Origin of the sequence: Neorhizobium sp. T6_25 (assembly GCF_002968555.1) — a bacterium.
In the GTDB taxonomy this organism is placed as follows: domain Bacteria; phylum Pseudomonadota; class Alphaproteobacteria; order Rhizobiales; family Rhizobiaceae; genus Neorhizobium.
The window spans coordinates 47,780-72,650 of record NZ_PVBL01000010.1; the positions used below are offsets into that span (position 1 = coordinate 47,780).

26 protein-coding genes are annotated in these 24,871 nt (G+C 59.7%); 11 read left to right on the forward strand and 15 right to left on the reverse strand.

Going from position 1 to position 24,871, the window contains the following annotated elements:
- Positions 1–9 precede the first annotated feature (9 nt).
- From C5L10_RS15655 to C5L10_RS15675, 5 genes are all read right to left on the reverse strand, one after another.
- Positions 10–666, reverse strand: coding sequence for a phosphoribosylanthranilate isomerase (locus C5L10_RS15655; protein WP_105430440.1), 657 nt, complete (start codon positions 664–666; stop codon positions 10–12).
- A 210-nt stretch (positions 667–876) separates the two neighbouring features.
- The gene (locus C5L10_RS15660) at positions 877–1,638 is read right to left on the reverse strand and encodes a M48 family metallopeptidase (RefSeq protein WP_105430441.1); all 762 of its coding nucleotides are present in this window, start codon (positions 1,636–1,638) and stop codon (positions 877–879) included.
- Positions 1,639–1,729: 91 nt separating this feature from the next.
- Complete coding sequence (locus tag C5L10_RS15665) at positions 1,730–2,152, reverse strand: DUF2852 domain-containing protein (RefSeq protein WP_105430442.1); 423 nt, start codon at positions 2,150–2,152, stop codon at positions 1,730–1,732.
- Positions 2,153–2,300: 148 nt separating this feature from the next.
- Entirely contained in the window at positions 2,301–3,584 is a 1,284-nt protein-coding gene (locus tag C5L10_RS15670; RefSeq protein ID WP_105430545.1) for a polyhydroxyalkanoate depolymerase, read from the reverse strand.
- A 261-nt stretch (positions 3,585–3,845) separates the two neighbouring features.
- Positions 3,846–4,688, reverse strand: a complete 843-nt coding sequence (locus C5L10_RS15675; RefSeq protein ID WP_105430443.1) for a fumarylacetoacetate hydrolase family protein — start codon at positions 4,686–4,688, stop codon at positions 3,846–3,848.
- 155 nt (positions 4,689–4,843) lie between these two features.
- On the opposite strand from C5L10_RS15675, the gene C5L10_RS15680 reads away from it, so the two are divergent.
- Positions 4,844–5,443, forward strand: a complete 600-nt coding sequence (locus C5L10_RS15680; protein WP_105430444.1) for a nitroreductase family protein — start codon at positions 4,844–4,846, stop codon at positions 5,441–5,443.
- Between the two features lie 134 nt (positions 5,444–5,577).
- On the opposite strand, the gene gyrB is transcribed toward C5L10_RS15680, so the two are convergent.
- From gyrB to C5L10_RS15705, 5 genes are all read right to left on the reverse strand, one after another.
- On the reverse strand, positions 5,578–8,013 hold the full coding sequence (gene gyrB / locus C5L10_RS15685; protein WP_105430445.1) for a DNA topoisomerase (ATP-hydrolyzing) subunit B: 2,436 nt from the start codon (positions 8,011–8,013) through the stop codon (positions 5,578–5,580).
- 139 nt (positions 8,014–8,152) lie between these two features.
- Positions 8,153–8,518 (reverse strand): helix-turn-helix domain-containing protein, encoded by a 366-nt coding sequence (locus tag C5L10_RS15690; RefSeq protein ID WP_038547381.1) that lies wholly within the window; start codon positions 8,516–8,518, stop codon positions 8,153–8,155.
- Positions 8,515–9,108, reverse strand: coding sequence for a Smr/MutS family protein (locus C5L10_RS15695; RefSeq protein ID WP_105430446.1), 594 nt, complete (start codon positions 9,106–9,108; stop codon positions 8,515–8,517). The genes C5L10_RS15690 and C5L10_RS15695 overlap by 4 nt, the downstream gene beginning before the upstream one ends.
- Entirely contained in the window at positions 9,105–10,223 is a 1,119-nt protein-coding gene (locus tag C5L10_RS15700) for a murein transglycosylase A (RefSeq protein ID WP_105430447.1), read from the reverse strand. The genes C5L10_RS15695 and C5L10_RS15700 overlap by 4 nt, the downstream gene beginning before the upstream one ends.
- Complete coding sequence (locus tag C5L10_RS15705) at positions 10,220–10,918, reverse strand: Tim44/TimA family putative adaptor protein (RefSeq protein WP_046668116.1); 699 nt, start codon at positions 10,916–10,918, stop codon at positions 10,220–10,222. The genes C5L10_RS15700 and C5L10_RS15705 overlap by 4 nt, the downstream gene beginning before the upstream one ends.
- Positions 10,919–11,039: 121 nt before the next feature.
- Between C5L10_RS15705 and C5L10_RS15710 the strand changes: the two genes are divergently transcribed.
- Together C5L10_RS15710 and secB are read left to right on the forward strand one after the other, a co-directional pair.
- Entirely contained in the window at positions 11,040–11,555 is a 516-nt protein-coding gene (locus C5L10_RS15710; RefSeq protein ID WP_105404840.1) for an FxsA family protein, read from the forward strand.
- Between the two features lie 85 nt (positions 11,556–11,640).
- On the forward strand, positions 11,641–12,117 hold the full coding sequence (secB, locus tag C5L10_RS15715; protein ID WP_046611880.1) for a protein-export chaperone SecB: 477 nt from the start codon (positions 11,641–11,643) through the stop codon (positions 12,115–12,117).
- A gap of 51 nt (positions 12,118–12,168) precedes the next feature.
- Here the strand turns inward: secB and dnaQ are convergent, their stop codons facing one another.
- The 5 genes from dnaQ to C5L10_RS15740 are packed head-to-tail and all read right to left on the reverse strand — an operon-like array spanning position 12,169 to position 15,773.
- The gene (gene dnaQ, locus C5L10_RS15720; protein ID WP_105430448.1) at positions 12,169–12,873 is read right to left on the reverse strand and encodes a DNA polymerase III subunit epsilon; all 705 of its coding nucleotides are present in this window, start codon (positions 12,871–12,873) and stop codon (positions 12,169–12,171) included.
- Complete coding sequence (gene coaE / locus C5L10_RS15725) at positions 12,866–13,477, reverse strand: dephospho-CoA kinase (protein WP_105430449.1); 612 nt, start codon at positions 13,475–13,477, stop codon at positions 12,866–12,868. Before coaE ends, dnaQ begins: the two co-directional genes overlap by 8 nt.
- Entirely contained in the window at positions 13,474–14,334 is an 861-nt protein-coding gene (locus C5L10_RS15730; RefSeq protein ID WP_105430450.1) for a shikimate dehydrogenase, read from the reverse strand. Before C5L10_RS15730 ends, coaE begins: the two co-directional genes overlap by 4 nt.
- Positions 14,327–14,920, reverse strand: a complete 594-nt coding sequence (locus tag C5L10_RS15735) for a Maf-like protein (protein ID WP_105430451.1) — start codon at positions 14,918–14,920, stop codon at positions 14,327–14,329. Before C5L10_RS15735 ends, C5L10_RS15730 begins: the two co-directional genes overlap by 8 nt.
- A gap of 31 nt (positions 14,921–14,951) precedes the next feature.
- Positions 14,952–15,773 (reverse strand): pyruvate, water dikinase regulatory protein, encoded by an 822-nt coding sequence (locus C5L10_RS15740; RefSeq protein WP_046636701.1) that lies wholly within the window; start codon positions 15,771–15,773, stop codon positions 14,952–14,954.
- Between the two features lie 403 nt (positions 15,774–16,176).
- Here C5L10_RS15740 and hemE point away from each other — a divergent pair, with 403 nt between their 5' ends.
- The 8 genes from hemE to C5L10_RS15780 all read left to right on the forward strand — a co-directional run bounded on the left by hemE (position 16,177) and on the right by C5L10_RS15780 (position 24,863).
- On the forward strand, positions 16,177–17,211 hold the full coding sequence (hemE, locus tag C5L10_RS15745; protein ID WP_105430452.1) for a uroporphyrinogen decarboxylase: 1,035 nt from the start codon (positions 16,177–16,179) through the stop codon (positions 17,209–17,211).
- The gene (gene hemJ / locus C5L10_RS15750) at positions 17,208–17,753 is read left to right on the forward strand and encodes a protoporphyrinogen oxidase HemJ (RefSeq protein WP_105430453.1); all 546 of its coding nucleotides are present in this window, start codon (positions 17,208–17,210) and stop codon (positions 17,751–17,753) included. Before hemE ends, hemJ begins: the two co-directional genes overlap by 4 nt.
- 192 nt (positions 17,754–17,945) lie before the next feature.
- Positions 17,946–19,211, forward strand: a complete 1,266-nt coding sequence (rho, locus tag C5L10_RS15755; RefSeq protein ID WP_105404823.1) for a transcription termination factor Rho — start codon at positions 17,946–17,948, stop codon at positions 19,209–19,211.
- Positions 19,212–19,296: 85 nt separating this feature from the next.
- Positions 19,297–20,601 carry a tRNA uridine-5-carboxymethylaminomethyl(34) synthesis GTPase MnmE gene (mnmE, locus tag C5L10_RS15760; protein WP_105430454.1) on the forward strand — a complete coding sequence of 435 codons (1,305 nt, stop codon included), beginning with the start codon at positions 19,297–19,299 and terminating at the stop codon, positions 20,599–20,601.
- 47 nt (positions 20,602–20,648) lie between these two features.
- A complete protein-coding gene (gene mnmG, locus C5L10_RS15765; protein WP_105430455.1) occupies positions 20,649–22,529 on the forward strand; it encodes a tRNA uridine-5-carboxymethylaminomethyl(34) synthesis enzyme MnmG in 1,881 nt (626 codons plus the stop codon).
- Positions 22,530–23,147: a 16S rRNA (guanine(527)-N(7))-methyltransferase RsmG gene (gene rsmG, locus C5L10_RS15770; RefSeq protein ID WP_105430456.1), complete on the forward strand. Its 618-nt coding sequence runs from the start codon at positions 22,530–22,532 to the stop codon at positions 23,145–23,147. It abuts the gene before it with no gap.
- Positions 23,148–23,162: 15 nt separating this feature from the next.
- Positions 23,163–23,954 carry a ParA family protein gene (locus C5L10_RS15775; protein WP_046636706.1) on the forward strand — a complete coding sequence of 264 codons (792 nt, stop codon included), beginning with the start codon at positions 23,163–23,165 and terminating at the stop codon, positions 23,952–23,954.
- 27 nt (positions 23,955–23,981) lie between these two features.
- Positions 23,982–24,863, forward strand: a complete 882-nt coding sequence (locus tag C5L10_RS15780; RefSeq protein WP_105430457.1) for a ParB/RepB/Spo0J family partition protein — start codon at positions 23,982–23,984, stop codon at positions 24,861–24,863.
- The last annotated feature ends 8 nt before the right edge of the window (positions 24,864–24,871 follow it).

The following is a 24,871-nucleotide window of genomic DNA, read 5'->3' on the forward strand; positions in this document are numbered from 1 at the left end:
TCTACTCCCTCACGCGCTTTTCCGATCCGCATCTGCAACGGCATCGAAAAACGCATCGATCATTCCAAGGTCCTTGATACCCGGCGCACTTTCGACGCCGGACGATAGATCGATACCGGTCGCCCGCGTCGATTTGAGGGCGATGGCGGCATTATCCTTGTTCAATCCTCCCGAAAGCATGTAATCCACGCCCTCGTCAAGGGAAGCCATCAGGCTCCAGTCAAAGGAAATGCCGTTGCCGCCCGGCAGCTGCGAGCCGGCGGGAGCTTTGGCATCGAAGAGAAAACGGTCAGCGACGCCGATATACGCATCGACCCGGTCAAGATCGCCTGCTTCCTTTACGGAAAATGCCTTCATGACCGGCAGGCCGAAGAGCGCCTTGACCTGCAGAACCCGTTCCGGGCTCTCGTTGCCATGCAGCTGCAGGATATCCGGCCGCACCATGGATACTATGTCGTCCAGTTCCTCGTCATCGGCATCGACCGTCACCGCGACGAGCTTCACCCGTCCGCGGACTCGATCGGCGAGGTCTCCGGCCAAGTCCGGCTCGACATAACGCGGGCTCTTGGCGAAAAAGATGAAGCCGATATGCGAGGCACCCCGCGCCACGGCGCGATCGACAGCCTCGGGGGTCTTCAACCCGCAGATCTTGATATCAGGTTTCATGAGGTGCGGAGTGGCATGAAATTCCGCCGGAGTCGAGGCAAATCATAGCCGAGCGTGCCGCGTTTGAGGCATGGGTCCTCGGGTCAATCCCGAGGATGACGACGGAGAAGGCGGCGGATGGCTAGAGAGCGGACGGCTGGGATCGCCAACGGGCGATAACATCCAAGCTCGTCATCCTCGGGATTGACCCGAGGACCCACTGGCGGCCTCCTACTCGAAGTCGATCGCGTGCAGCTGCGAGCCGTGCTGTTTCAGCCATTTGCGCGCTTCTTCCATGCGCGGGCAGAGCTGTCTGCACAGGGCCCAGAATTTCGGGCCGTGGTTCATCTCCTTCAGGTGCGCCACTTCATGGGCGGCGAGATAGTCGATGATCAGAGGCGGGGCCATGACGATGCGCCAGGAAAAACTGAGGTTTCCATCCCAGGAGCAGGACCCCCAGCGGCTGCGGGTATCCTTCATGGAGACCGACTTGATCGGCTTGCGGATGGCGGCTGCGTGGCGGGCTACCAGCACTTCGAGATCCTTGCGCGCTTCCTTCTTGAGAAAGGCGGAGAGCCGGCGGCCCATGTGATCCTCAAGGCCGCTCACCCTCAGCACCGGTTCGCCGTCGATCAGCACCGCCTCGGTGAGGCCGCGGAGCGTGCCGGTATGTTCGATCCGGTGAGGCAGGCCGCGAAAGGCGATGCGGCCGCCGGGGCGAATCGCATTGTCCGCAGAGAATTTCGCCAGCTTGGTCAGCAGCCAGCCCTGATGGCGGTCGAGAAAATCGTCAATCTCGCGCTTCAGCAGGCCCGCCGGCACGGTAAGATTGAGCGCGCGGCCGCCGGGTTCGATCCTGAGCGTGATGCGGGTGGCACGGCGGTTTTCCCTGATCGTCAGCGGCATCGCCCGATCGCCGACATCAAGGGTCCGCTTCACCGTTTCGAGCGGTTTCGGTTTGGAGCGGACTGGCTTTTTCAGAAGCGCGAACATGGACCCTTTCTAGCCGATTCCCTTACATAAAAAAGCCGGCGCCTCACAGACGCCGGCTTTCCATCACGTTTCACGTGAATCCTTGGGAGGATCAGAGATCGACAACCGGGTTCTGGCCGGAAGAGCGGTTCTGCCGCTCGCGCATGAAGCGATCGAACTCTTCCTGGTCCTTGGCGCGGCGAAGCTCGCGGACATAGTTGTCGAATTCTTCGCGCATCTCATCCAGCTTGCGGCGTTCTTCTTCGATCCGGTCGATCTCGGTCTTGCGCCAATCGTCGAAGGCGACGTTGCCGGTGGTGAAATGCGTGTTGTAACGGGACTTCGCCCGACGGCAGCCGGCGAACATGCGATCGGCGCGGTCGTTGGCATCGCGCTTGAAGCCGCGGAGCCTGTCCCCGAAGAGAATATAGGCGAGCATGGCAAGGCCGAGAGGCCAGAAAACGACGAAACCGAGCACCATGAGCGCGATGGTGGCCTGCGTCCAATCCGGACGAATCAATGCTGACTGGTTCATTGGTCACACCCTGATGTTTCAGCGGGTGGCCACATGCCAGCCCGTCTCATTCCGATTTGGTGAGCCCATGATCCGCCTTCAAGAAGACGGATCATTAAATTCAAGAAGATGCTGAAATATAAACCGGAATTCGAAGAACCCCGCCGGCTCAGCCGGCCTTGCCGCCCCTTATCACGCGCTTGACCGGAGTCTTCTTCGGTGCGGACTTGGCATGTTTCTGAGTGAAGGCGACGATGCGAGGCGCGATCTCGCGGCGGAAACGCGAGCCGTTGAACACGCCGTAATGGCCGACGTCCGGCTGCATGTAATGCAGGCGCATGTCATCGGGGATATTGGGGCAGATGGTCTGCGCCGCATTGGTCTGGCCGAGACCGGAAATATCGTCGTTCTCGCCTTCGACGGTCAGAAGCGCCACCTGACGGATGAGCTTGGTATCGACCGGTACATTCCGGTGCATCATCTCGCCCTTCGGCAGCGAATGCTTGATGAAGACCGTGTCGACCGTCTGGAGGTAAAACTCCTCGGTGAGGTCCATGACCGCCAGATATTCGTCGTAGAACTCGCGGTGCTTCTCGGCGGACTCGCCGTCGTTCTTGACGAGGTGCTGGAAAAATTCCTTGTGGGCAGTCACGTGCCGGTCGAGGTTCATCGACATGAAACCGGACAGTTGCAGGAAACCCGGATAGACGCGTCGCATGAAACCGGAATGCGGCCACGGCACGTTCATGATGACGTTGTCGCGGAACCATTCGATCGGATGTTTTTCCGCGAGCTTGTTGACGGCTGTCGGGTTGATGCGGGTATCGATCGGGCCGCCCATCAGGATCATCGAGGCCGCAACCATTGAATCGCGCTGCGATTCCATCACAGCCACGGCGGCAAGCACCGGGACCGAGGGCTGACAGACGCCGATGACATGGGCGCCGGGGCCGATCGCATGCAGCATCTCGATGATGTAATCGATATAATCGTCGAGATCGAAACGGCCATCGGTGATCGGCACCATGCGGGCGTCGATCCAGTCGGTGATGTAGACATCGGCGCTTGGCAGCAGCGCTTCCACGGTGCCGCGCAACAGGGTCGCATAATGGCCGGACATCGGCGCGACGATCAGGATCTTCTGGTCCGGGGCACGGCCGGCCGGCAAGTCCCGGCGGAAATGCAGGAGATTGCAGAACGGCTTGTTCCAGACGATCTCTTCCGTCACCGCGACAGTCTCGCCGTCGACGGTCGTGAACGGGAGATCGAAGGCCGGCTTGCCGTATCGGCGCGTCACGCGCTCGAAGACTTCAAGTCCTGCGGACAGCGTCCGGCACATCGTCGTATGGGAAAACGGATTGAGCGGGTTGGAATAGAAGAAGTGCATGGCATCCGCGGCGGCGCGGACGGGAGCCATCGCGGCGTGGTTCATCTCGTAGAACTGATAGAACATCGAGGTGCTACCTTTCGTGATTTCCGACAGCGCATTCGACAGGGGCATCGAACCGATCGGTTCAGGAGCAGCGTGGGGATAGGCTAGCACTTTTCTATTGCGGTGCAACATTATGGGGGATACCGGCTGAATTGGCCAAGAGGAAGGCGGAACCGCAGATCATTCTGCTGTCTTGAGAATGACATGTAAGCCTTAAAGTTCCACCTTCCAAGCCTGGTTAAGGACTCATCCCCCGCCGGCGGGCATGAGTCCTCCGATCATTTAGACGTCAGCGACGAAGGTCTGGCGCTGGGTGCCGAGGCCATCGATGCCGAGCTCGACGACTTCGCCGGGCTTCAGGAAACGCTGCGGCTTCATGCCGAGGCCGACGCCCGGAGGCGTGCCGGTGGAGATGATGTCGCCCGGATGCAGCGACATGAATTGGCTGAGGTAAGAGACGAGATAACGGACGCCGTAGACCATGGTCTTGGTGGAGCCGTTCTGCATCTTCTCGCCATTGACCGTGAGCCACATACCGAGGTTCTGCGGATCGGCGATTTCGTCCTTGGTGACGAGCCAGGGGCCGATCGGGCCGAAGGTGTCGCAGGACTTGCCCTTGGTCCACTGGCCGGAGCGTTCGGCCTGGAAGGCGCGTTCGGAGACGTCGTTGGTCAGGCAGTAGCCGGCGACATAATCCATCGCATCGGCTTCCGAGACATATTTCGCAGTCTTGCCGATGACCACCCCGAGCTCGACTTCCCAGTCGGTCTTCTCAGAACCGCGCGGGATGACCACGTCGTCGTTCGGGCCGACGATGGCGGAGGTCGCCTTCATGAATATGATCGGCTCCGGTGGTACCGTCGCGCCGGTTTCGGCCGCGTGGTCGGAATAGTTGAGGCCGATGCAGATGAACTTTCCGGTGCCGGCGACGCAGGCGCCGATACGGGTCGGCTGCAATTCGGGCAGGCTTTCCGGATCGAGAGCTGCGATTTTGGCAAGACCTTCCGGGGAAATGGAAGGCCCGGCAATATCGGCGACATGGCCGGACAGATCGCGAATCTTGCCCTTGTTGTCAAAAAGTGCCGGCGTTTCATGGCCCGGCTCACCAATGCGCATCAGTTTCAAAACATGATCCTCCATTTAAGCGAGGAGGTTATGGAACATGCGTCCCGGCTTGTCACGCCCGTTTTCAGCCAACCAGAAGTCTGTTGCCAAGCAGGTCGTCGGGCCTATTGTTAATGTTAAATCTACTCCCGGCCTGCAAATTTCGGAGAATGCCCATGACAAGCAGCAACACCCGCGACTCGGAGTTTCCGATCGATACATTTTTCCTCGACCGCTGGTCGCCGCGGGCGTTTACCGAGGAAACGATCGATCAGGCGACCATGCTGACGATCCTCGATGCTGCCCATTGGGCGCCCTCCTCCGGCAACAACCAGCCATGGCGTTTCATCTATGCGCTACGCGGAACGCCTTATTTTCCGGTGCTCGTCGACATTCTTTCGCCGGGTAACCAGCGCTGGGCGCAGAACGCGGCAGCGCTGATGATCGTCGTGTCGAAGACCTATCGGGTCGCGAGCAATGGCGAGCGCCGGCTCGCCTACACCCATTCCTACGATACGGGTGCTGCCTGGTTCTCGGTGATCTGCCAGGCGATGAAACTCGGTTATCACGCCCATGGCATGGAGGGTTTCGACAAGGAAAAGGCCGTCGAAGTGCTGGGCATTCCGGAAGGTTACCGGGCCGAGGCAGCGGCTGCGATCGGCCGCATCGCGGACCGGAGCACGCTTCCCGACGACCTTGCCGAGCGGGAGTTTCCAAGCAAGCGCAAGCCGGTTTCGGAGATCGCCTTTGAGGGAAAATTCACCGGAGAGCCCTGAACGCCGACGATGTCTCGAAAACTGTTTCACGTGAATCCCTATCCACAGGAAAGATTCACGTGAAACATTTTCGAACTGGACAAACAAAAAGCGGCGGCCCGAGGACCGCCGCTTTTTGTTGTGAGGCCTCGACGTCAGATGTCGAGATTGGCGACGCTCAGCGCATTTTCCTGAATGAACTCGCGGCGCGGTTCGACTTCGTCGCCCATCAGGCGTGAGAAGAGGCCGTCGGCATCGGTCGCGTCGTTGATCCGGACCTGCAGCAGCGAGCGGACGTTCGGATCGAGCGTCGTTTCCCAGAGCTGCTCCGCGTTCATCTCGCCGAGGCCCTTGTAACGCTGCATGGAAAGACCCTTGCGGCCCGTCGCGAAGATCGATTCGAGCAGCGCGCGGGGCCCGGACATTTCCTGCTGGCCATCCTTGCGGGTGAGGACCGGCGGAGTGCGATAGATTTCCTGCAGGCGCCCCGTCATCTGGTCGATATGGCGGGCATCGGCCGAGCCGATCAGCGCCACGTCCACGGAGGCGACTTCCTTGACGCCGCGCACGATGCGCTCGAAACGCAGGCCGCCCTCGTCCGTCACATGGCCGGTCCAGCCACGTTCGGTCTCTTCGGCGATCATGTCCAGCCGGCGGGCGACTTCGTCGGCAGTCTGCTGGGCCCGTTCGCGATTGTCCGTCAGGTCCGGATGGAGCGCACCGGCGATCGCGGCCTGTTCGATGATCGAGCGGCTGTAACGAGAATGCAGGCCTTCGACCAGGGCGCGCAGGCGCAGCGCATCCTGGATGACTTCGCGCATATCTTGGCCGGCACGTACTTCGCCGGAACCGAGCGTCAGCGTCGCCTCTTCGAGGCCCATGGTGATCAGGTACTCTTCCAGGGCGACTTCGTTCTTCAGGTACTGGATCGACTTGCCGCGGCTGACCTTATAGAGCGGCGGCTGGGCGATGTAGATATGTCCGCGCTCGATCAGCTCCGGCATCTGGCGGAAGAAGAAGGTCAGAAGCAGGGTGCGGATATGGGCGCCGTCGACGTCGGCGTCTGTCATGATGATGATCTTGTGGTAACGCAGTTTGTCGGCGTTGAACTCGTCCTTGCCGATCGATGTGCCGAGCGCGGTGATCAGCGTGCCGATTTCCTGGCTTCCGAGCATCTTGTCGAAACGGGCACGTTCGACGTTGAGAATCTTGCCGCGGAGCGGCAGGATCGCCTGGTTCTCACGCGAACGGCCCTGCTTGGCGGAACCGCCGGCGGAATCGCCCTCGACGAGGAACAGTTCGGACTTGGCCGGGTCGCGCTCGGAGCAATCGGCAAGCTTGCCGGGCAGCGAGGCGATGTCGAGTACACCCTTGCGGCGGGTCAGCTCGCGCGCCTTGCGGGCAGCTTCGCGGGCGACGGCTGCTTCCACCACCTTGCCGACGAGGATCTTCGCTTCAGTCGGATGTTCCTCGAACCAGGTGCTCAGGGCTTCGTTCATCAGGCTTTCGACCACCGGCCGAACTTCCGAGGAAACGAGCTTGTCCTTGGTCTGCGATGAAAACTTGGGGTCGGGCACCTTGACGGAAAGCACCGCAGTGAGGCCTTCGCGGCAGTCTTCTCCCTGCAGCGTGACCTTTTCTTTCTTGGTAATGCCGGAACTATCCGCATAGGACGTCACCTGACGCGTCAGGGCGCCGCGGAAGCCGGCCATATGGGTGCCGCCATCGCGCTGGGGAATGTTGTTGGTGAAGCAGAGCATGTTTTCGTGGTAGCTGTCGTTCCACCACATGGCCACTTCGACCGTCATGCCGTCCTTTTCGCCCTTGATGGCGACGGGCTTTTCGACCAGCGGCTTCTTGGAGCGATCGAGATAACGGACGAAGGCTTCGAGGCCGCCGTCATAAAGCATCTCCTCTTCCTTAACATCCGGCTTGCGCTTGTCCGTTAGCCGGATTCTGACGCCGGAATTCAGGAACGCCAGTTCGCGCAGACGATGCTCGAGCGTGCCGTAGTCATATTCGGTCATCGTGAAGGTGTCGGAGCTGGCGAGGAACGTGACCTCGGTTCCGGAACGGCCTTCGTATTCGCCGATGACCTTAAGCGGGCCGTCGGCAACGCCGTGGGTAAAGGAGATCTCGTGAAGCTTGCCGTTGCGGCGGATGCGCAGCTTCAGCCAGACGGACAGCGCGTTGACGACCGAGACGCCGACGCCGTGCAAACCGCCCGAGACCTTGTAGGAATTCTGGTCAAATTTGCCGCCCGCGTGAAGCTGGGTCATGATCACTTCGGCGGCGGATACGCCTTCGCCGGTGTGAATGTCGGTCGGGATGCCGCGTCCATTGTCCGTAACGGTGATCGAACCGTCGGCATTAAGGGTCACGGTCACAAGGTCGGCATGGCCAGCCAGCGCCTCGTCGATCGCGTTGTCCACGACTTCGTAGACCATGTGATGCAGGCCGGAGCCGTCGTCCGTGTCGCCGATATACATGCCGGGCCGCTTGCGCACTGCATCGAGGCCCTTCAGAACCTTGATCGAGTCGGCACCATATTCGGCACTCGCGCCATTATCGCTGACGGGTGTATCGGTCATCAAGTATCTTCCAATTCGTTTGAGATGCCGGTTAAGCGAATCACCGGCCATTCCACCCTCAGAATATAGGGAAATCGGGGCGGTTTCTAAAGGTTGAGCCTCGCCAATACGGCATGAAAGCCGTGGATGCGTAGCGAATTCAGCCTCGCATCTCGGCTTTTTTGAGGAGCGTGTCCATTTCCTCTATCACGTCGGGTGGCAAAGAGCGAATCCGCTGCGCCAGTCGGTTGGCAAAGCCGGTGTATGATGGGGGCAGACCCGCGGTATCAAGCACGACTTTCGGATGCGACGCTTCGGCAAGGCGGAAAAGTTCTTCCGCCTCGTCCCAGATGACGTTGAAATAACCGGCGATCCGCTGCAGCAGTTCGAAGGTCGGCCGGCCGCGCTTTCCATGCTCCAGGGCCGAAAGATAGGCAGGCGTGACGCCGATCGCCTCGGCAAGCTCGCGCTGGGTGATGCCCTTGCGGCGGCGCAGCTCCCTCAGTGCGTGACCGAAGGGAGTCATTCCCGATCTCCGCGATTGTCCCCTCTGCCGCGCGAAAGCCGCACATACATGGCGCCCTCCCCGCCATGATGACGCGCCGCCCATTCGTAGGACGAGATCAGGAAACGGAACTCCGCTTTCGAAAACCACAGAGGCACGGCGCGTCGCAGCGCGCCTTCGCTGCCCATCGAGCTGCCCTTGCCGGTGATCACCAGCACATGGCGAAGACCGCGTTCATGGGCTCGCAGCAGAAAATCGAGAAGCAGGTCGTGAGCCTCGCCCTGGAAAAGTCCGTGCAGGTCGAGACGGGCATCGATCGGCAGCCGGCCCTTGGCGAGCTTTTTCTTGACGGGCTTTTCAAGCGGCTGATGAGAACCTACGGGACGCCTGGCCGGGACGGGCGCCGGAAGCTCGACCGCATAACTCTGCTGCCGCGGCGCGGGTTTCGGCTTTTTCGCTTCGACGGCCGCTTCCTCCGCGGCGATCTTTACGGCCTCCGCTTCTTCGAATTGCAAGATCTCCTTCATGCGGCCGGGCAAGGCGCGGGCCGATTTCGCGACCCTTCCCCACAATATCCGCTCTTCCGGATCGAGTTTGCGACCACCCTTCATCCGCCGTACCTGACGGACGCTGCCTTGGGGATGAGGATGTAGAAGTCCGCGTCGTTGCGCACCGTTCCAGCAAGTTCGCCTGCCTCGAAGCCGGAGCCGGTAAAAATGTCGCCGCGCGCCGGGCCGACGATCGCGGATCCGGTGTCGAGCGCCAGCATCAGCCGCGCGAAGGGTTTGCCACCATCCATATGGGTCAGCGTCTCGGACCGGATGAAGAAGGGGAAACCGAATGTGTGGATCTGGCGATCAACCGCCAGCGAGCGTCCCGGGATCAGAGGCACCTTGGCGGCCGCCACCGGCCCGAGCGACGGATCGGAGACATCCGCTTCCCGGAAGAAGATGTAGGAACGATTATGCCAGAGCACTTCATCGACCTTAGCCGGATTCTGAGCCAGCCAGGCGCGGATGCTTTGCATGGAAATCTTCGCCGGGTCGATCTCGCCGCGGTCGATCAGCAGCTTGCCGATCGGCGAGAACGGATGACCCGCTTTGGCGGCATAGGTGATCCGGCGGATGTTTCCATCCGGGTATCTCAACCTCGCAGCGCCCTGGACATGGATGAAGAAGACATCGACCTTGGACTTCGCATAGGCGATCTCCAGGCCGCGGCCTTCGAGAAAACCTCGGTCGATCTCGCCGCGGTCCGGATAGGGCGCGATGCCACCGGGCGTCTGCCTCCCGAACATGTAGCCGGAGTCCAATCCTGTCGGGCGGTTACCGTCGTCGAGATCGATGAGATCGTCCGGGCGAGAATAGAAGGGGTGGATCCAGACGTCGTCCCGCGTTTCCGAGACCTCTATCTCAGGCTCGTAGAAAGCAGTGACGAAACCGCGCCGACCGTCTTTGCGGGTAATCAGGAAGGGCGTGCAATGGGTCTCGAAGAAGGCCCGGGCAGAAACGGGATCGCCCGGGATGTCCCGGGCGGCATCGATGAAGGTGGCGAGTTCCTCGGCCGTGAGGCCAAGGGCGCCGGTGCGGTATGGCTTGACCTTGCGGATATGCTCCAGCGACGCACGCATGCCGGCAAAAAGTGCGGTCGGATCGTCATCGCCCCACCCCGCAAGATCGGGGAAGGATACCGGCCGAAGGGTATAATCCGCAGAGCTCAAGGTCATTGTTCGGATTCGGTGGCGACCAATCTCCAGTTCGGATCGCGGGAGTGGATGTCACGGGCAAAGGTCCAGATGTCGGTGACTTCGGCCACGGTTTCCTGATCGCCGTCGATCAGCGCGCCGGCCTTGTCATAGGTGGCGGAAATCAACTGGCTGACGATGCGGACGGTGATCTGTTCCTCAGCATCCTTGACGGCGGCATGGGTGATATCCGCCTTGTCGATACCGACGAATGTGGACTTCACCACCTCGCCGCGAGATTCCCGGTCGGTGATCGCCGTGTCGAAACCGTCGAAAACCTCTTTCGAGAGAAGGCCCTTCAGCGTCTTCCGGTCGCCGTCGGCAAAAGCCATGACGATCATCTCGTAAGCCATGCGGGCACCGTTCAGGAACTCGCGGGGGCGGAAGGAAGGATCTGACTTCACCAGTTCGCGCAGCGCGGCGTTGAGCGGCGTGTTGGGCTTGGCGACAGCGTCGACATCCGCATAACGCTGCTCGTCATCCGTGGCGTCGCGACGCGGTAGGGTCACGACCTTGCTGTCGTCGCCACCCGGGTTTTTCGCGACGTCGCGGGGGCTGTAAGGATCGAACGGCGGCTTCTCGCTTCCCGTCCGGCGTCCGAGCACACTGCGCAGTTGCAGGAAGATCAGAACCGCTGCGACAAGGAAAAAGAGTGTTATAAAGTCGTTGGAGCCCATCTTAACCCGCATTTGGCGTTTAAATATTCGGTGCAGTCTCTCATATAGTCTGCATACGCCTATCATTCAAATGGCGAAGACGTTAGCGCTTTACGCGCTTCTGGATATCACAGGGAATATCATGCGCTTCTTTCTCGTGCCGCTCCTTCTGATCGGCTGGCCGCTCGCCGAAATCGCGGGCTTCGTGCTGGTCGGCAAAGCACTCGGCCTCTGGGCGACGCTCGGTCTGGTGATCGGTACCGCAGTGCTCGGAGCCATTTTGCTGCGCAGCCAGGGGACCCAGATCCTGAGGAAGATTTCGACCGAGAGCCGCGACGGCCGCGCGCCCGGCCGCGCCCTGATCGACGGCGCGATGATCGTGGTCGCCGGAATCCTCCTGCTGCTGCCTGGCTTCCTCACCGACATCATCGGGCTAGCGCTGTTCATTCCCTTCGTGCGCAGCCTGATCTGGTCTGTGGTCGGCCGCCGCATCGTCGTCGTCCGTTCGCCGCGCAGCGAAAGCTATCGCTACGAAAGCCCGAAGCCTTCGCCGGAGGCCAAGAAAACCGGGCCGGTGGTCGATCTCGACGAGCAGGATTACCATCGCGATCCCGATCCCTCTTCGCCCTGGGCCGGCCCGAAAAGCAAGGAACCTTGAGAGGTCCTGCGGGTTGGCCAGGGTTGTAAGCCCCCAGACGAAATGTTAGAGGGCCTCAACGCTCCAAAGCCTCGAGGAAATCCCAATGGCAGACGATAACAACCAGGCCGCAACGCCGTCCCTCAACATCCTGGCGCAGTACACCAAGGATCTCTCCTTCGAGAACCCGGGCGCTCCGCGTTCGCTGCAGGCGCGCGACAAGGCGCCGGCGATCAACATCAATGTCAACGTCAACGCCAATCCGCTTTCGGACGCCGATTTCGACGTTATCCTGACGCTGAACGCCGAAGCCAAGGAAGGCGACAAGATCGTCTTCGCGGCCGAACTGGTGTATGGCGGCGTCTTCCGCATCACCGGCTTCCCGCAGGAACACATGCTGCCGCTGCTCTTCATCGAGTGCCCGCGTCTCCTGTTCCCCTTCGCCCGCCAGATCATTGCGGACGTGACGCGCAATGGCGGCTTCCCGCCGCTGATGATCGACCCGATCGATTTCGCGCAGATGTTCACGCAGCGCATGGCCGAGGAACAGGCCCGTTCCAAGGTTCAAGCACTCGACAGCTGAGATCGAGTTTTCGATTCGAGGATAAGGGCCCGGGCTTCGACCCGGGCTTTTTTATTCGGTCGGCTTGTACTTCAGCCAGACCGCCTTGTCCTTCAGGGACGCGACCATGGCCGCATGCGCTTCGATCTCGGCTCCCGTCAGCCGACGGTCAAGGGGCCGCGGACGGCCGGCCACCGCCGCCACGACTTCATCGACCTCGATCACCGTCGCAGACCGTTCGTTACCCATCAGGCCGAGCGCGGTCTGGCGGCCGCCGGTCATCTCGATGTAGACTTCGGCGAGCAGTTCGGAGTCGAGCAGCGCGCCGTGCTTGGTCCGGTGGGCATTGTCGATGCCGTAACGGCGGCAGAGCGCATCGAGCGAATTCGGACCCATCGGATGTTTGCGGCGGGCCATGGCCAGGGTGTCGATGACCTGGTCGGACATCACCGGCGGCAGGCCGAGGCGGCCGAATTCCGCATTCATGAAGCCCATGTCGAAGGTGGCGTTATGGGCGATCCACTTGGCACCATCGAAAAATTCGATGATCTGCTGGACGACATCGCCGAAGCTCGGCTTGTCCTTCAGGAACTCGTCGGTAATGCCATGGACCGCAAGCGCGTCCGGGTGAACCTTGCGGTCGCCCGGATTGATGTAGAGATGAAGCGTCCTGCCGGTCGGGAAATTGTTGATCAGCTCGATGCCGCCGATTTCGATCACCCGATCGACCTTCGATTCGAGGCCCGTTGTTTCCGTATCGAAGATGATCTCACGCATGTGGCTTTTTCTCGCTCGTCTTCCCGGCCTTCAGAGACGCAATGATCTCGCGAACCCGTTCTCTCGCCGCGTCCAGTCCAAGGCCCGTATCGACAAGGAAATCGGCTCTTTTGCGTTTTTCCGCGTCGGGCAGCTGGCGCGAGAGAATCATCGCCAATTTTTCCTCCGTCATGCCGGGACGCGCAAGCACCCTGTCGCGCTGTATCTGTGGATCGCAGGTGACAACGACAATAACATCGACGCGATCTTCGCCCTTCACTTCAAAGAGAAGCGGAATATCGAGGAGCACGAGGTCAGAGCCGGCTTCTCTGTGGCGGGTCAGGAAATCGACTTCACGCTTGCGGACCAGCGGATGGACGATCGCTTCGAGGACCGGGAATTTTTCAGGCGACGCCGAAAGCTGGCGGGACAGTTCCTGACGGTCGATGACGCCATCCTTGACCGTGCCGGGAAATGCCTCGCCGACGGGTGCCACCGCATCGGTACGGTAGAGATCATGGACGACCGCATCGGCGTCATTCACCGCGACGCCTTCTTCCGCGAACATTTTCGCGGTTGTGGATTTTCCCATTCCGATGGAACCGGTGAGGCCGATGACGATCATCCGTGGTTTTCCATATCGGCGATAACGAGGTCCCGAAGAGTTTCATCGACAACCGGGCGGCGGCCGAACCATTTTTCGAAGCCGGGCACAGCCTGGTGCAGCAGCATGCCGAGCCCATCGACGGTCGTGAAACCCTGTTCTTCGGCCTGGACGAGCAACGGCGTTTTCAACGGGACGTAGACGATATCGGTGACGACCGCGCCGGACGCCAGCGGCGAAAAATCGATCTTCAGCGCTTCGCCGCCGTCCATGCCGAGCGATGTCGTGTTCACAAAAAGCCCTGCGCCGGACATGACCTCGTGCAGCGCCTCGACAGGATGGGCATGAACTTTCGGACCGAACCGATCGGCGAGTTCCTGGGCGCGTGAAACCGTCCGATTGACCACATGGATCTCACTGATGCCGCGATCCCGTATCGCCTGGATGACGGCGCGGCTCGCGCCGCCGGCGCCCAAAATGACGGCGCGGCCGATCTTGTCCCAGCCCGAATGGCGGTCATCCAGATTGGCAGTGAACCCGTGGCCGTCGGTATTGGTGGCGTGCAACAGGCCGTCTTCCATCCAGAGCGTATTGGACGCGCCAAGCTCTTCCGCCAGATCATCCGGCCGGTCAGCCAGCTTGAAGGCAAGCTCCTTATGGGGAATGGTGACATTACCGCCGCGAAAGCCGGAGCTTCCGTCTTTCAGCGATTGGATGAAGGCAGGGAAGTCCGCTTCAGTGACGGCTTCAGGCCTGTAGGTTCCGGCAATTTCGAACTTCTTCAGCCAATATCCGTGGATCAACGGGGAACGGGAATGTTTCACCGGCCAGCCGGTTACGAAAGCATTAACCAAAAATGTTTCACGTGAATCAGCCATCGATAGCTCCCAGTTCGCGCAGCTTTTCGAGAAGCGGCAGCATGGGCAAGCCGAGGATGGTGAAATAGTCGCCTTCGATCCTTGAAAACAACTGGATACCCTCCCCTTCCAGTTGATAAGCCCCGACACTGCCGTAGACCTTTTCCCCGACCCGCGACAGGTAGCGATCAACGAAGGTTTCGTTCAGCTTCCGGACGGTCAGGTCCGCATGGGCGATATGTTCCCAGACGATCTCGTCGTCACGCACAAAAGCGATCGCGCTGTTCAGACGATGGGTTCTGTCGGAAAGGGAAAGCAGGTTCTCTTTCGCTTCGGCAAGGGTTTTCGGCTTGTGATAGACGCGGCTTCCGAGCGACATGGTCTGGTCCGAGCCGATCACCAGCGCGCCAGGGAAATGGCGGCTCACATCCACCGCCTTTGCCTTGGCAAGCGTAAGCGCCACCTGATCTGGGCTTGCGCTCTCCAGCCCGGCCTCGATTTTCCGCTCGTCTATATCCGCCGCCTTGCTTTCAAAAGCGAGGCCGGCATTTTCCAGCAGCATTCGGCGGAAGGGGCTGGAGGAGGCGAGTACGAGCGGCACTGTCACGGAAATCTCCCAAAGCTGCGAGCGGATTCGCTTAACGCAGCTTCGGGCGTAGCGCAACGATTGCGGCTGCCGTCTCCTCTATCGACCGGCGGGTTACGTCGATGACAGGCCAATTCTGGCGTGCGCAGAGCGCGCGGGCATATTTCAGCTCCTCGTTGATCGTCGCGCGGTCCGTATAATCGCGCCGGTCGAACCCTTGAGTGACGCCGAGTTCGCGGTGTTCACGCACTTGGCTGATCCGGTCGGTCGTGGCGACGAGACCGACAATCAGCGGGTGGGTTGCGCGATAGAGGCTGTCGGGCAGATCGACGCCGGGCACGATCGGGATGTTGGCGGTCTTGATGCCGCGGTTGGCGAGATAGATGCTGGTCGGGGTTTTCGAGGTGCGGCTGATGCCGATCAGCACGACATCCGCCTCGTCATAATCCTCCGGCATCTGGCCATCATCGTGATCCATGGTGAAATTGAGCGCTTCGATACGCTTGAAATAATCTGCGTTGAGCGCGTGCTGGGCGCCGACACGGCGACGGGACGGCGCCCCAAGATAGGCCTGGAAGGTCGCCATGACCGGTTCAAGGACGTTGACACAGGGCAGGCCCATTTCCCGGCATCGCTGATCGATGAGCTCGGCCAGTTCCTGATCGACAATCGTATAAAGGACGATGCCCGGTTCACGGTCGAGCGCCTCGAGCACCGCCAGCAGCTGTTTGCGGTTACGGATCAGCGGATAGACATGTTCCACCGCCAGCGACGACTGGAACTGAGCCGAGGCGGCGCGGCCGGCGGAGATGAGAGTCTCGCCCGTCGAGTCAGATATGAGATGCAGATGGAAGAAGTTTTTTCTGTTCTCCACGCTAAACTTAACCCTTTGTTGATAACCCGGGAGAGACCATCGGGTTCTCCCAGGCCGGAACCAGGCCTCGGGAAAACCGCCCGGTTTTCCACATTCGCAGTTCCTGCGGATGCGGATCAGGCCTGCTTGTGCGTTCTGGGGATAGGCTCATCGCCGCTCTTTTCCCCCCCAGCTTATCCACAGATAGCGCCCAATTCCATTTCCCGACATCCTCATGAAATAACTTGCGAAATTCAAGCTATCCCAAGATCGGCCAACCGGAAGCGATTTTCTGTCCCGCGAGTAGCTGCAAAGCGGCGGATCGTCGCGTCGGCTGTGATTTGACTTTAATCCTTGCTACTCACCGACTCTAAGAAATAGAAATCTAGAAAGATTCATTTCTTATATTTTTAGGGAGAACCCATTGACCGGCGCATACCGGAAGATCATCCAAGTGCTGGAAGGCAAGACGGTCAGTCCACCACCAATCTGGCTCATGAGACAGGCAGGGCGTTATCTGCCGGAATATCGGGAGACGCGGGCGGCGGCCGGAAGTTTTCTCGATCTCTGTTACACGCCGGATCTGGCTGTCGAGGTGACCTTGCAGCCGATCCGGCGCTACGGTTTCGATGCGGCGATCCTGTTTTCCGATATCCTGGTCATCCCGGATGCGCTGCACCGGAACGTGCGGTTCGTGCAGGGCGAAGGTCCGCAAATGGATCCGATCGACGTCGCTGGTATTCGGGCGCTGAACAGCGAAGGCGTTCTTGCCCATCTTGCTCCCGTCATGGAAACGGTTCGCCGGCTGAGACGGGAACTCCCTGACGAAACTGCGCTGCTTGGTTTCTGCGGCGCCCCCTGGACGGTTGCCACCTATATGATCGCCGGCCATGGGACGCCCGATCAGGCTCCTGCCCGGTTGTTTGCCTATCGACATCCCGAGGCTTTTGAAAAGCTCCTTTCGCTGCTTGCGGAAATTTCCGCGGAATATCTGGTCGCCCAGATCGATGCCGGAGCGGATGCCGTGCAGATCTTCGATTCCTGGGCGGGTGTGCTTGGCGAGAAGGAATTCGAAGCCTATGCGGTGAAACCTGTGGCGCGGATGATAGAGATCGTTCGCCGCCAGCGGCCGCAGGCGAAGATCATTGCATTCGCCAAGGGCGCCGGTCTGAACCTGAAATCCTATCGCCAGAAGACCGGGGCGGATGCGATCGGCCTCGACTGGTCGGTGCCGCTTTCGTTTGCTGCCGAGCTGCAGAAGGATGGCCCGGTCCAGGGCAATCTCGATCCGATGCGGGTCGTTGCCGGCGGCAAGTCGCTGGAAGACGGCATCGACGCCATTCTCGGGAAGCTTGGCCAAGGGCCGCTGATCTTCAACCTTGGCCATGGCATTACGCCCGAGGCCAATCCTGACCATGTGACGACACTGATCGAGCGTGTGCGCGGAGCGAAGGTGTGAGCGGGGAGGAGCTGCAGACAGGCAAGACAGCCGGGCGGCGGTCGGCATTGCGGGCCCTGGTCGCGCTTGCCGTCTTCGTCGCCATCCTGGTTGCCGTCTACCTGGCTCAGCCGGATGATTTTCTTCTCTACGTCAAGGCTTTCCATGTCATCGCGGTGATGTCCTGGATGGCCGGATTGCTCTACATGCCGCGGCTGTTCATCTATCACAGCGATGCGGAACCGGGTTCGGCGCAGTCCGAAACCTTCAAGATGATGGAGCAGCGGCTCCTGAAGATCATCATGAACCCGGCGATGATGATTACCTGGGTTCTCGGTCTTTTCCTCGCCTGGGACGTCTACGAATTTCGCGGCGGATGGCTGCATGCGAAGATCGGGCTTGTCGTGGTGCTCACAATGGTGCATGTGCTGTTCAGCCGCGCGGTGCGTAACTTCGCGGTCGATGGTCCGCGAAGAACGCCGCGTTACTGGCGCATGATGAATGAACTGCCGACCGTTCTGATGATCGGGATCGTCATTCTGGTGATCGTGAAACCGTTCTGATGCCGGCTTGATCTTTCTTTGGCAAGATTTCGGTCTTGCCCCTTGCGGCGTTCCACGTGAATCGCTATTTTCGTCGCCATCTCATCTCGTGGCATGCGTGTAATTTCCCGTCGTCCCCGGATCATCTTCCGCGGTAGCGAATTTCACCGACACGCCTAATTCCCCCGAAATTCTCAATATGGTCCCCTCTTCATGGCTGAAATGAAGCTTCAAGAACTCAAAAGCAAATCCCCTACCGATTTGCTGACCTTCGCCGAATCACTCGAGGTCGAGAACGCCAGCACGATGCGCAAGCAGGAGCTGATGTTCGCGATTCTCAAGGTTCTGGCGAGCCAGGACGTCGAAATTATCGGCGAAGGCGTGGTCGAGGTCTTGCAGGACGGGTTTGGTTTCCTGCGTTCCGCGAACGCAAACTACCTTCCCGGTCCCGATGATATCTATATCTCCCCCTCCCAGATCCGCCGTTTCTCGCTGAAGACCGGCGACACGGTCGAGGGCCCGATCCGCGGTCCCAAGGAAGGCGAGCGTTATTTCGCCCTTCTCAAGGTCAACACGATCAATTTCGACGATCCGGAAAAGATCCGTCACAAGGTTCATTTCGACAACCTGACGCCGCTTTATCCGAACGAGCGGTTCAAGATGGAGCTGGAAGTTCCGACCTCCAAGGATCTCTCGGCCCGCGTCATCGACCTGGTGGCGCCGCTCGGCAAGGGCCAGCGCGGCCTGATCGTCGCGCCGCCGCGCACCGGTAAGACCGTTCTCCTGCAGAACATCGCCCACTCGATTACCGCCAACCATCCGGAATGTTATCTGATCGTCCTGCTGATTGACGAACGGCCGGAAGAAGTCACGGACATGCAGCGTTCGGTCAAGGGCGAGGTTGTCTCCTCGACCTTCGACGAACCGGCCGTGCGCCACGTACAGGTTGCCGAAATGGTGATCGAGAAGGCAAAGCGCCTGGTCGAACACGGCCGTGACGTCGTTATCCTGCTCGATTCCATCACCCGCCTTGGCCGCGCCTACAATACCGTCGTGCCCTCCTCCGGCAAGGTGCTGACGGGCGGCGTGGACGCCAACGCCCTGCAACGCCCGAAGCGCTTTTTCGGTGCCGCCCGTAACATCGAGGAAGGCGGCTCGCTGACGATCATTGCGACCGCGCTGATCGACACCGGCAGCCGCATGGACGAAGTCATCTTCGAAGAGTTCAAGGGCACCGGCAACTCGGAAATCGTGCTCGACCGCAAGGTCGCCGACAAGCGCATCTTCCCGTCGATGGACATCCTCAAGTCCGGTACGCGTAAGGAAGACCTGCTGGTGCCACGTCAGGATCTCCAAAAAATCTTCGTGCTTCGCCGTATCCTTGCCCCGATGGGCACTACGGATGCGATCGAGTTCCTGATCGACAAGCTGAAGCAGACGAAGACCAACGGCGATTTCTTCGACTCGATGAACACCTGATCCTTAGCCGGATTCACGAATACGACGAGCGCTCGGTTTTACCGGGCGCTTTTCAGTTTGGAGCCGTCTCTGATAGATTGATTCCATGATCCAGGCAGTGAACGATACGATCTATGCCCATTCCAGCGGCACCCTCCCCGCCGGCGTTGCGGTCATCCGGATAAGCGGGACGCTGGCATTCGACGCCGCCCAGGTCTTGGCGGGCGAGCTGCCGGCTGCCAGAAGGGCTGCGCTCAGGACGATTCGGAGCCGCAACGGTTCGACAATCGATCAAGCTCTGGTCCTGGCCTTTCCGGGCCCGAATTCCTTTACCGGCGAGGACTGTATTGAAATACACCTGCATGGCAGCCGCGCCGTCGTTTCCGCCGTTTATAGAGAACTGGAAGCGATAGGGCTTCGTCTGGCCGAAGCGGGCGAGTTTTCCCGCCGGGCGTTCGAAAACGGGAAGCTCGATCTGGTGGAGGTCGAGGGCCTCGCGGATCTGATCGCCGCTGAGACGGAGATGCAACGGCGGCTGGCGGTCGAACAGGGTTTTGGCGGGCAGTCAGCGCTCTATATGGAATGGGCCGAGAGATTGACGCGTGCGCGGGCCTTGATCGAAGCGGAACTCGACTTCGCGGATGAGGACGACGTTCCGGGATCGGTTTCGGACAGGGTCTGGACCGAGGTGGCGGATCTTTATCTCGAGATTCAGAATCATATCGCCTCTGCGAAAGCGGGGGAGATCATTCGGGACGGATACAAGGTGGTCATCGCAGGCCCTCCGAATGCCGGCAAGTCCAGTCTTCTCAACGCGCTGGCGAAACGCGATGTTGCGATCGTAACGGAGATTGCCGGCACTACGAGGGATATTCTGCATGTCGACGTGGACATGGATGGTTATCTCGTGCGCTTCTTCGATACCGCGGGGCTTCGTGAGAGCGAGGATCGCGTTGAGCAGGAAGGCGTGCGGAGGGCGCACATAGCGATCGAACAAGCCGATCTCGTTCTGCAGCTCGAAGAAATCGATTCGGACTCGAAACAGATCTTCGACAGGGTGACCGAGGAAGTCCTGCGCGTAGGAACGAAGGCAGATATACGCCGCCCTTCGGCCGCCTACGATCTGAATATTTCCAGCGAAACGGGGGCTGGGCTGGATGAGCTTCGTTCCCTGATCCTAGAAAAACTCCGCGAGACCTGGTCCGGATCGCTGGTTCCCAACCGGCAGCGACATCTTCAGTACCTGAAAGAGGCTTCCATTTTCATCGAAGAAGCGTTAAACGGCCCAGAGCTCGATCTTCGGGCCGAGAGCCTTCGGGCCGCAGCATCGTCGCTCGGCCGCATCACCGGCCGGGTCGATGTGGAACAGCTTCTTGACGTGATTTTTTCGCAGTTCTGCATCGGCAAGTGATTCACGTGAAACAGGGCGCGGGCCCGGCTGTTTCATAAGGTAAGCAAATGGAAACGACATTCGACGTCATCGTCATCGGCGGGGGGCATGCTGGCTGCGAGGCAGCGAGTGCGGCCGCGCGTGTGGGAGCCAGCACCGCGCTGATTACCCATAACCGGCAGACCATCGGCGTGATGTCCTGTAACCCTGCGATCGGCGGTCTCGGCAAGGGCCATCTCGTGCGTGAGGTTGATGCCTTCGACGGTTTGATGGGCCGCGTCGCGGATGCCTCCGGTATCCAGTTCCGGCTTCTCAATCGTAAGAAGGGACCTGCTGTGCGCGGGCCTCGGACCCAGGCTGATCGCAAGCTTTACCGGCTTGCGATGCAGCATGAAATTTTCGACCACCCTAACCTCACTGTGATCGAGGGAGATGCCTTCGATATCGGGATCGAGGACGGGCTAGTCAACTCGGTTGAACTGAAGGACGGACGTCGATTCGGATGCGTAACAATTGTTCTGACGACCGGAACTTTTCTTCGCGGCCTGATTCATATCGGCGACCAGAAGATTCCTGCCGGCCGCGTCGGTGAAGCCCCTTCCCTGGGATTGTCTGAAACCCTGGCGCGATTTGGCTTGCAGCTGGGTCGGCTGAAGACCGGTACTCCGGCGCGGTTGGATGGAAATACGATCGACTGGAGCCGCGTCGGTTTGCAGGAGGCCGACGAACAGCCGGTTCCTTTTTCCTTCATGACCGACAAAATCACCACAAGGCAGATTGCGTGCGGCGTCACGCGCACAACCGATGCGACCCACAAGATCATCTCGGACAATATCCATCGCTCCGCGATGTATTCCGGCCAGATCGAAGGGGTAGGCCCGCGGTACTGCCCGTCGATCGAGGACAAGATCGTCCGTTTCGGCGAGCGCGACGGGCATCAGATCTTTCTGGAGCCGGAAGGCCTGGACGATCCGACGGTCTATCCGAATGGTATTTCGACATCCCTCCCCGCCGAGGTCCAGGAAGCGTTCATTCGAACAATTCCGGGTCTGGAGGCAGTGACGATCATGCAGCCCGGTTACGCGATCGAATATGATCACGTGGACCCCCGCGAACTGACCGCGGGCTTGGAAGTGAAGAAGATTCCGGGCCTTTTCCTTGCCGGGCAGATCAATGGCACAACGGGTTATGAAGAAGCTGCGGCGCAGGGTCTGGTAGCCGGATTAAATGCGACGCAAAAAGCGTCCGGCGGTGAGCCCTATCATTTCAGCCGCGCCGACTCCTATATCGGCGTCATGATTGACGATCTCACGTCTCGCGGGGTGACTGAACCCTATCGAATGTTTACGTCCCGTGCCGAATACCGGCTGTCTCTCAGGGCGGACAACGCGGATGTTCGGCTGACGGAGAAAGCGATCGAGCTGGGTTGTGTCGGACCTGCGCGGGCGGCGAAGCTGCGAGCCTATACGCAGGCGCTGGATGCAGGCCGGGAGTTGCTCCGATCCCGCAATTTGACCCCCAACGAGGCCAATAGTCATGGCCTGAAGTTGAACAAGGACGGACAGCGACGAACCGCCTATGAGCTGCTGGCTTATCCTGATCAATCGTTGGGAGGCCTCACCGCTATATGGCCTGAATTCGCGCAGTTGTCCCCCAAGGTTGCGGAAGCCCTGGAAATTGAAGCGTCCTATGCGGTTTACATGAACCGGCAGGCAGCCGATATTCACGCTACCCATCGGGACGAGGCCCGAATTATCCCGCAAGGCTTTGATTTTACAGGTCTTCCTGGTCTTTCCAATGAACTTAAACTGAAGCTGACGGCGGCAAACCCGGGGAATCTTGCACAGGCTGGCAAGGTTGATGGGATGACGCCAGCCGCCCTTGCTCTTATCCTGGCGCTACTTCGTAAAGAAGAAACTGCACCAGATCGCCTCAAGCGAGTCCTGTAAATGCTTCTGAACGGCAAGAGTGTTTCACGTGAAACGCAAGAGAAGCTTGAGCATTTTTCCGCGCTTTTCCAGAAGTGGGCCAAGGCCATCAACCTTGTGGCGCCGTCGACGCTAGACGAGCTGTGGCGGCGCCATATAGCTGACAGCGCTCAAATCTTCCAGATCTCCCCGCAGCCATGCAAGTGGCTTGACCTTGGTTCTGGAGGCGGTTTCCCCGGGATCATAACCGCGATCTTTCTGGCGGAGGCGCAAGAGGGATGGGTTCATCTGGTGGAGAGCAATCAGAAGAAGGCAGCATTTCTTCGAGTGGCACTCAGCGAGACCGGCGCAAGGGGCTCTGTTCATCCACTGCGAATCGAATCGGCCTCAAAGGCGCTTCCGGATTGCGAGCGCATCTCAGCCAGGGCGCTTGCAGAGCTGGATCCGCTCCTTTCCTACACTTCGGGGTGGATGATCGGCAAAGAAACAAGGGCTTTTTTTCATAAAGGCCGGGATTACGCGGCAGAAGTCGAGAAAGCCCGTGGTCGTTGGGTATTCGATCTGATAAAACACCAGAGTGCCGTCGAGCCGGATTCAGTTATCCTCGAGATAAGCAATTTGAGGCACAAAGAACCCTAGATTTTCAGGTGCCGCATGTTTGAAAGAAATCGGGTTATTACGATTGCCAACCAAAAAGGTGGCGTCGGCAAGACGACGACGGCGATCAATCTGGCCACGGCGCTCGCCGCCATCGGCGAGAGTGTGCTGATCGTGGACCTCGATCCGCAAGGTAATGCCAGCACCGGGCTGGGCATTGAACGCCGTGATCGCAAGATCTCCTCCTATGACCTGTTGATGGGTTATAATTCCATCGCCGAGACTGCGCTGGCAACGGCTGTTCCGAACCTTCACATTGTCCCTTCGACAATGGATCTACTCGGGTTCGAGATGGAAATCTCCCAGGCTCCCGATCGGGCGTTCAAACTTCGAAGCGCCCTGAATGGCGATGACGCCTTGGCTTATTCCTACATTCTGCTGGACTGCCCCCCATCGTTCAACCTGTTGACGATGAATGCCATGGCGGCGGCGCATTCCATTCTGGTGCCTCTACAGTGCGAATTTTTCGCTCTGGAGGGCTTGAGCCAGCTACTGGAAACCGTCGATCAGGTGCGTCGTAGCGTCAATCCCTCGCTCGACATCCAGGGAATTGTCCTGACAATGTTCGACGCCCGAAATAACCTCGCCCAGCAAGTCGTCAATGATGTTCGGACGCATTTGGGGGAAAAGGTCTACCATACGTTGATCCCACGCAATGTTCGCGTTTCGGAAGCGCCCTCCTACGGGAAGCCGGCAATCCTTTACGACCTGAAGTGCGCCGGCAGCCAAGCCTATTTGCAGTTGGCTTCTGAAGTCATCCAGCGGGAACGCAGGCGCAAGGCCGCCTGACACTTTGCAGACAAGTGAGTAGTGAGAATGAACGACGATCTCTCGAAACGGCGCCTCGGGCGCGGCCTTGCAGCTCTTATCGGTGAGATGGACCAGCCGGCACCTGTCAATAGTGGTGCCCGCAGTGTCAACCCGGATCGCATGGTGCCGATCGAGCACGTGTCGCGCAATCCGAAAAACCCGCGTCGGAGCTTTGATGAGGGTGAGTTGCAGGATCTCGCAAGCTCCATTCGCCAGCATGGTATCGTTCAGCCGGTCGTTGTTCGTCCGCGCGGCGCCGATCAGTTTGAAATCATCGCCGGTGAACGCCGCTGGCGAGCGGCGCAACTCGCGGGCCTGGTCGAAATTCCCGTCATCGTTCGCGATGTCGATGATCGGACGGCGCTTGAGATCGCGATCGTCGAGAACGTCCAGCGCTCAGATCTCAACCCCTTGGAAGAGGCGCTGGGTTACGATCAGCTGATCGCAGAGCATGGCTACACCCAGAACGATCTTGGGGAAATCATCGGCAAAAGCCGAAGCCATGTGGCCAATAGCCTCCGCCTGCTAAAGCTGCCGGAGCCGGTTCGGGACATGTTGGCGGGAGGCAGCCTTTCTGCGGGTCACGCCCGTGCGCTTATCACGACATCGGATCCGGTTTCGCTGGCACGTACGATTGTCGCCAAGGGTATGTCAGTTCGCGATGCTGAGAAGCTGGCTCAAAACGACATCAAGGCTCAATTGGAGCCCGAAAACGTTTCGAAAGCGGAACAAAAGGACTCCGATACCCTTGCGCTGGAACGCACGCTTTCTGATTCACTGGGCCTGGACGTAAAGATTAACCACAAGAACGGTGGCGGGCAGATCAGGATCGGTTACCGCACACTTGAGCAGCTCGAGGAGATATGCCGCCTTCTTGAGCGGCGATAACCTAGTTT

Coding starts and splice junctions, on each gene's coding strand:
- C5L10_RS15655 (WP_105430440.1), bottom strand. CDS start 666: ATGAAACCTGATATCAAGATCTGCGGGTTGAAGACCCCCGAGGCTGTC.
- C5L10_RS15660 (WP_105430441.1), bottom strand. CDS start 1,638: ATGTTCGCGCTTCTGAAAAAGCCAGTCCGCTCCAAACCGAAACCGCTC.
- C5L10_RS15665 (WP_105430442.1), bottom strand. CDS start 2,152: ATGAACCAGTCAGCATTGATTCGTCCGGATTGGACGCAGGCCACCATC.
- C5L10_RS15670 (WP_105430545.1), bottom strand. CDS start 3,584: ATGTTCTATCAGTTCTACGAGATGAACCACGCCGCGATGGCTCCCGTC.
- C5L10_RS15680 (WP_105430444.1), top strand. CDS start 4,844: ATGACAAGCAGCAACACCCGCGACTCGGAGTTTCCGATCGATACATTT.
- gyrB (WP_105430445.1), bottom strand. CDS start 8,013: ATGACCGATACACCCGTCAGCGATAATGGCGCGAGTGCCGAATATGGT.
- C5L10_RS15690 (WP_038547381.1), bottom strand. CDS start 8,518: ATGACTCCCTTCGGTCACGCACTGAGGGAGCTGCGCCGCCGCAAGGGC.
- C5L10_RS15695 (WP_105430446.1), bottom strand. CDS start 9,108: ATGAAGGGTGGTCGCAAACTCGATCCGGAAGAGCGGATATTGTGGGGA.
- C5L10_RS15700 (WP_105430447.1), bottom strand. CDS start 10,223: ATGACCTTGAGCTCTGCGGATTATACCCTTCGGCCGGTATCCTTCCCC.
- C5L10_RS15705 (WP_046668116.1), bottom strand. CDS start 10,918: ATGGGCTCCAACGACTTTATAACACTCTTTTTCCTTGTCGCAGCGGTT.
- C5L10_RS15710 (WP_105404840.1), top strand. CDS start 11,040: ATGCGCTTCTTTCTCGTGCCGCTCCTTCTGATCGGCTGGCCGCTCGCC.
- secB (WP_046611880.1), top strand. CDS start 11,641: ATGGCAGACGATAACAACCAGGCCGCAACGCCGTCCCTCAACATCCTG.
- dnaQ (WP_105430448.1), bottom strand. CDS start 12,873: ATGCGTGAGATCATCTTCGATACGGAAACAACGGGCCTCGAATCGAAG.
- coaE (WP_105430449.1), bottom strand. CDS start 13,477: ATGATCGTCATCGGCCTCACCGGTTCCATCGGAATGGGAAAATCCACA.
- C5L10_RS15730 (WP_105430450.1), bottom strand. CDS start 14,334: ATGGCTGATTCACGTGAAACATTTTTGGTTAATGCTTTCGTAACCGGC.
- rho (WP_105404823.1), top strand. CDS start 17,946: ATGGCTGAAATGAAGCTTCAAGAACTCAAAAGCAAATCCCCTACCGAT.
- mnmE (WP_105430454.1), top strand. CDS start 19,297: ATGATCCAGGCAGTGAACGATACGATCTATGCCCATTCCAGCGGCACC.
- mnmG (WP_105430455.1), top strand. CDS start 20,649: ATGGAAACGACATTCGACGTCATCGTCATCGGCGGGGGGCATGCTGGC.
- rsmG (WP_105430456.1), top strand. CDS start 22,530: ATGCTTCTGAACGGCAAGAGTGTTTCACGTGAAACGCAAGAGAAGCTT.
- C5L10_RS15775 (WP_046636706.1), top strand. CDS start 23,163: ATGTTTGAAAGAAATCGGGTTATTACGATTGCCAACCAAAAAGGTGGC.
- C5L10_RS15780 (WP_105430457.1), top strand. CDS start 23,982: ATGAACGACGATCTCTCGAAACGGCGCCTCGGGCGCGGCCTTGCAGCT.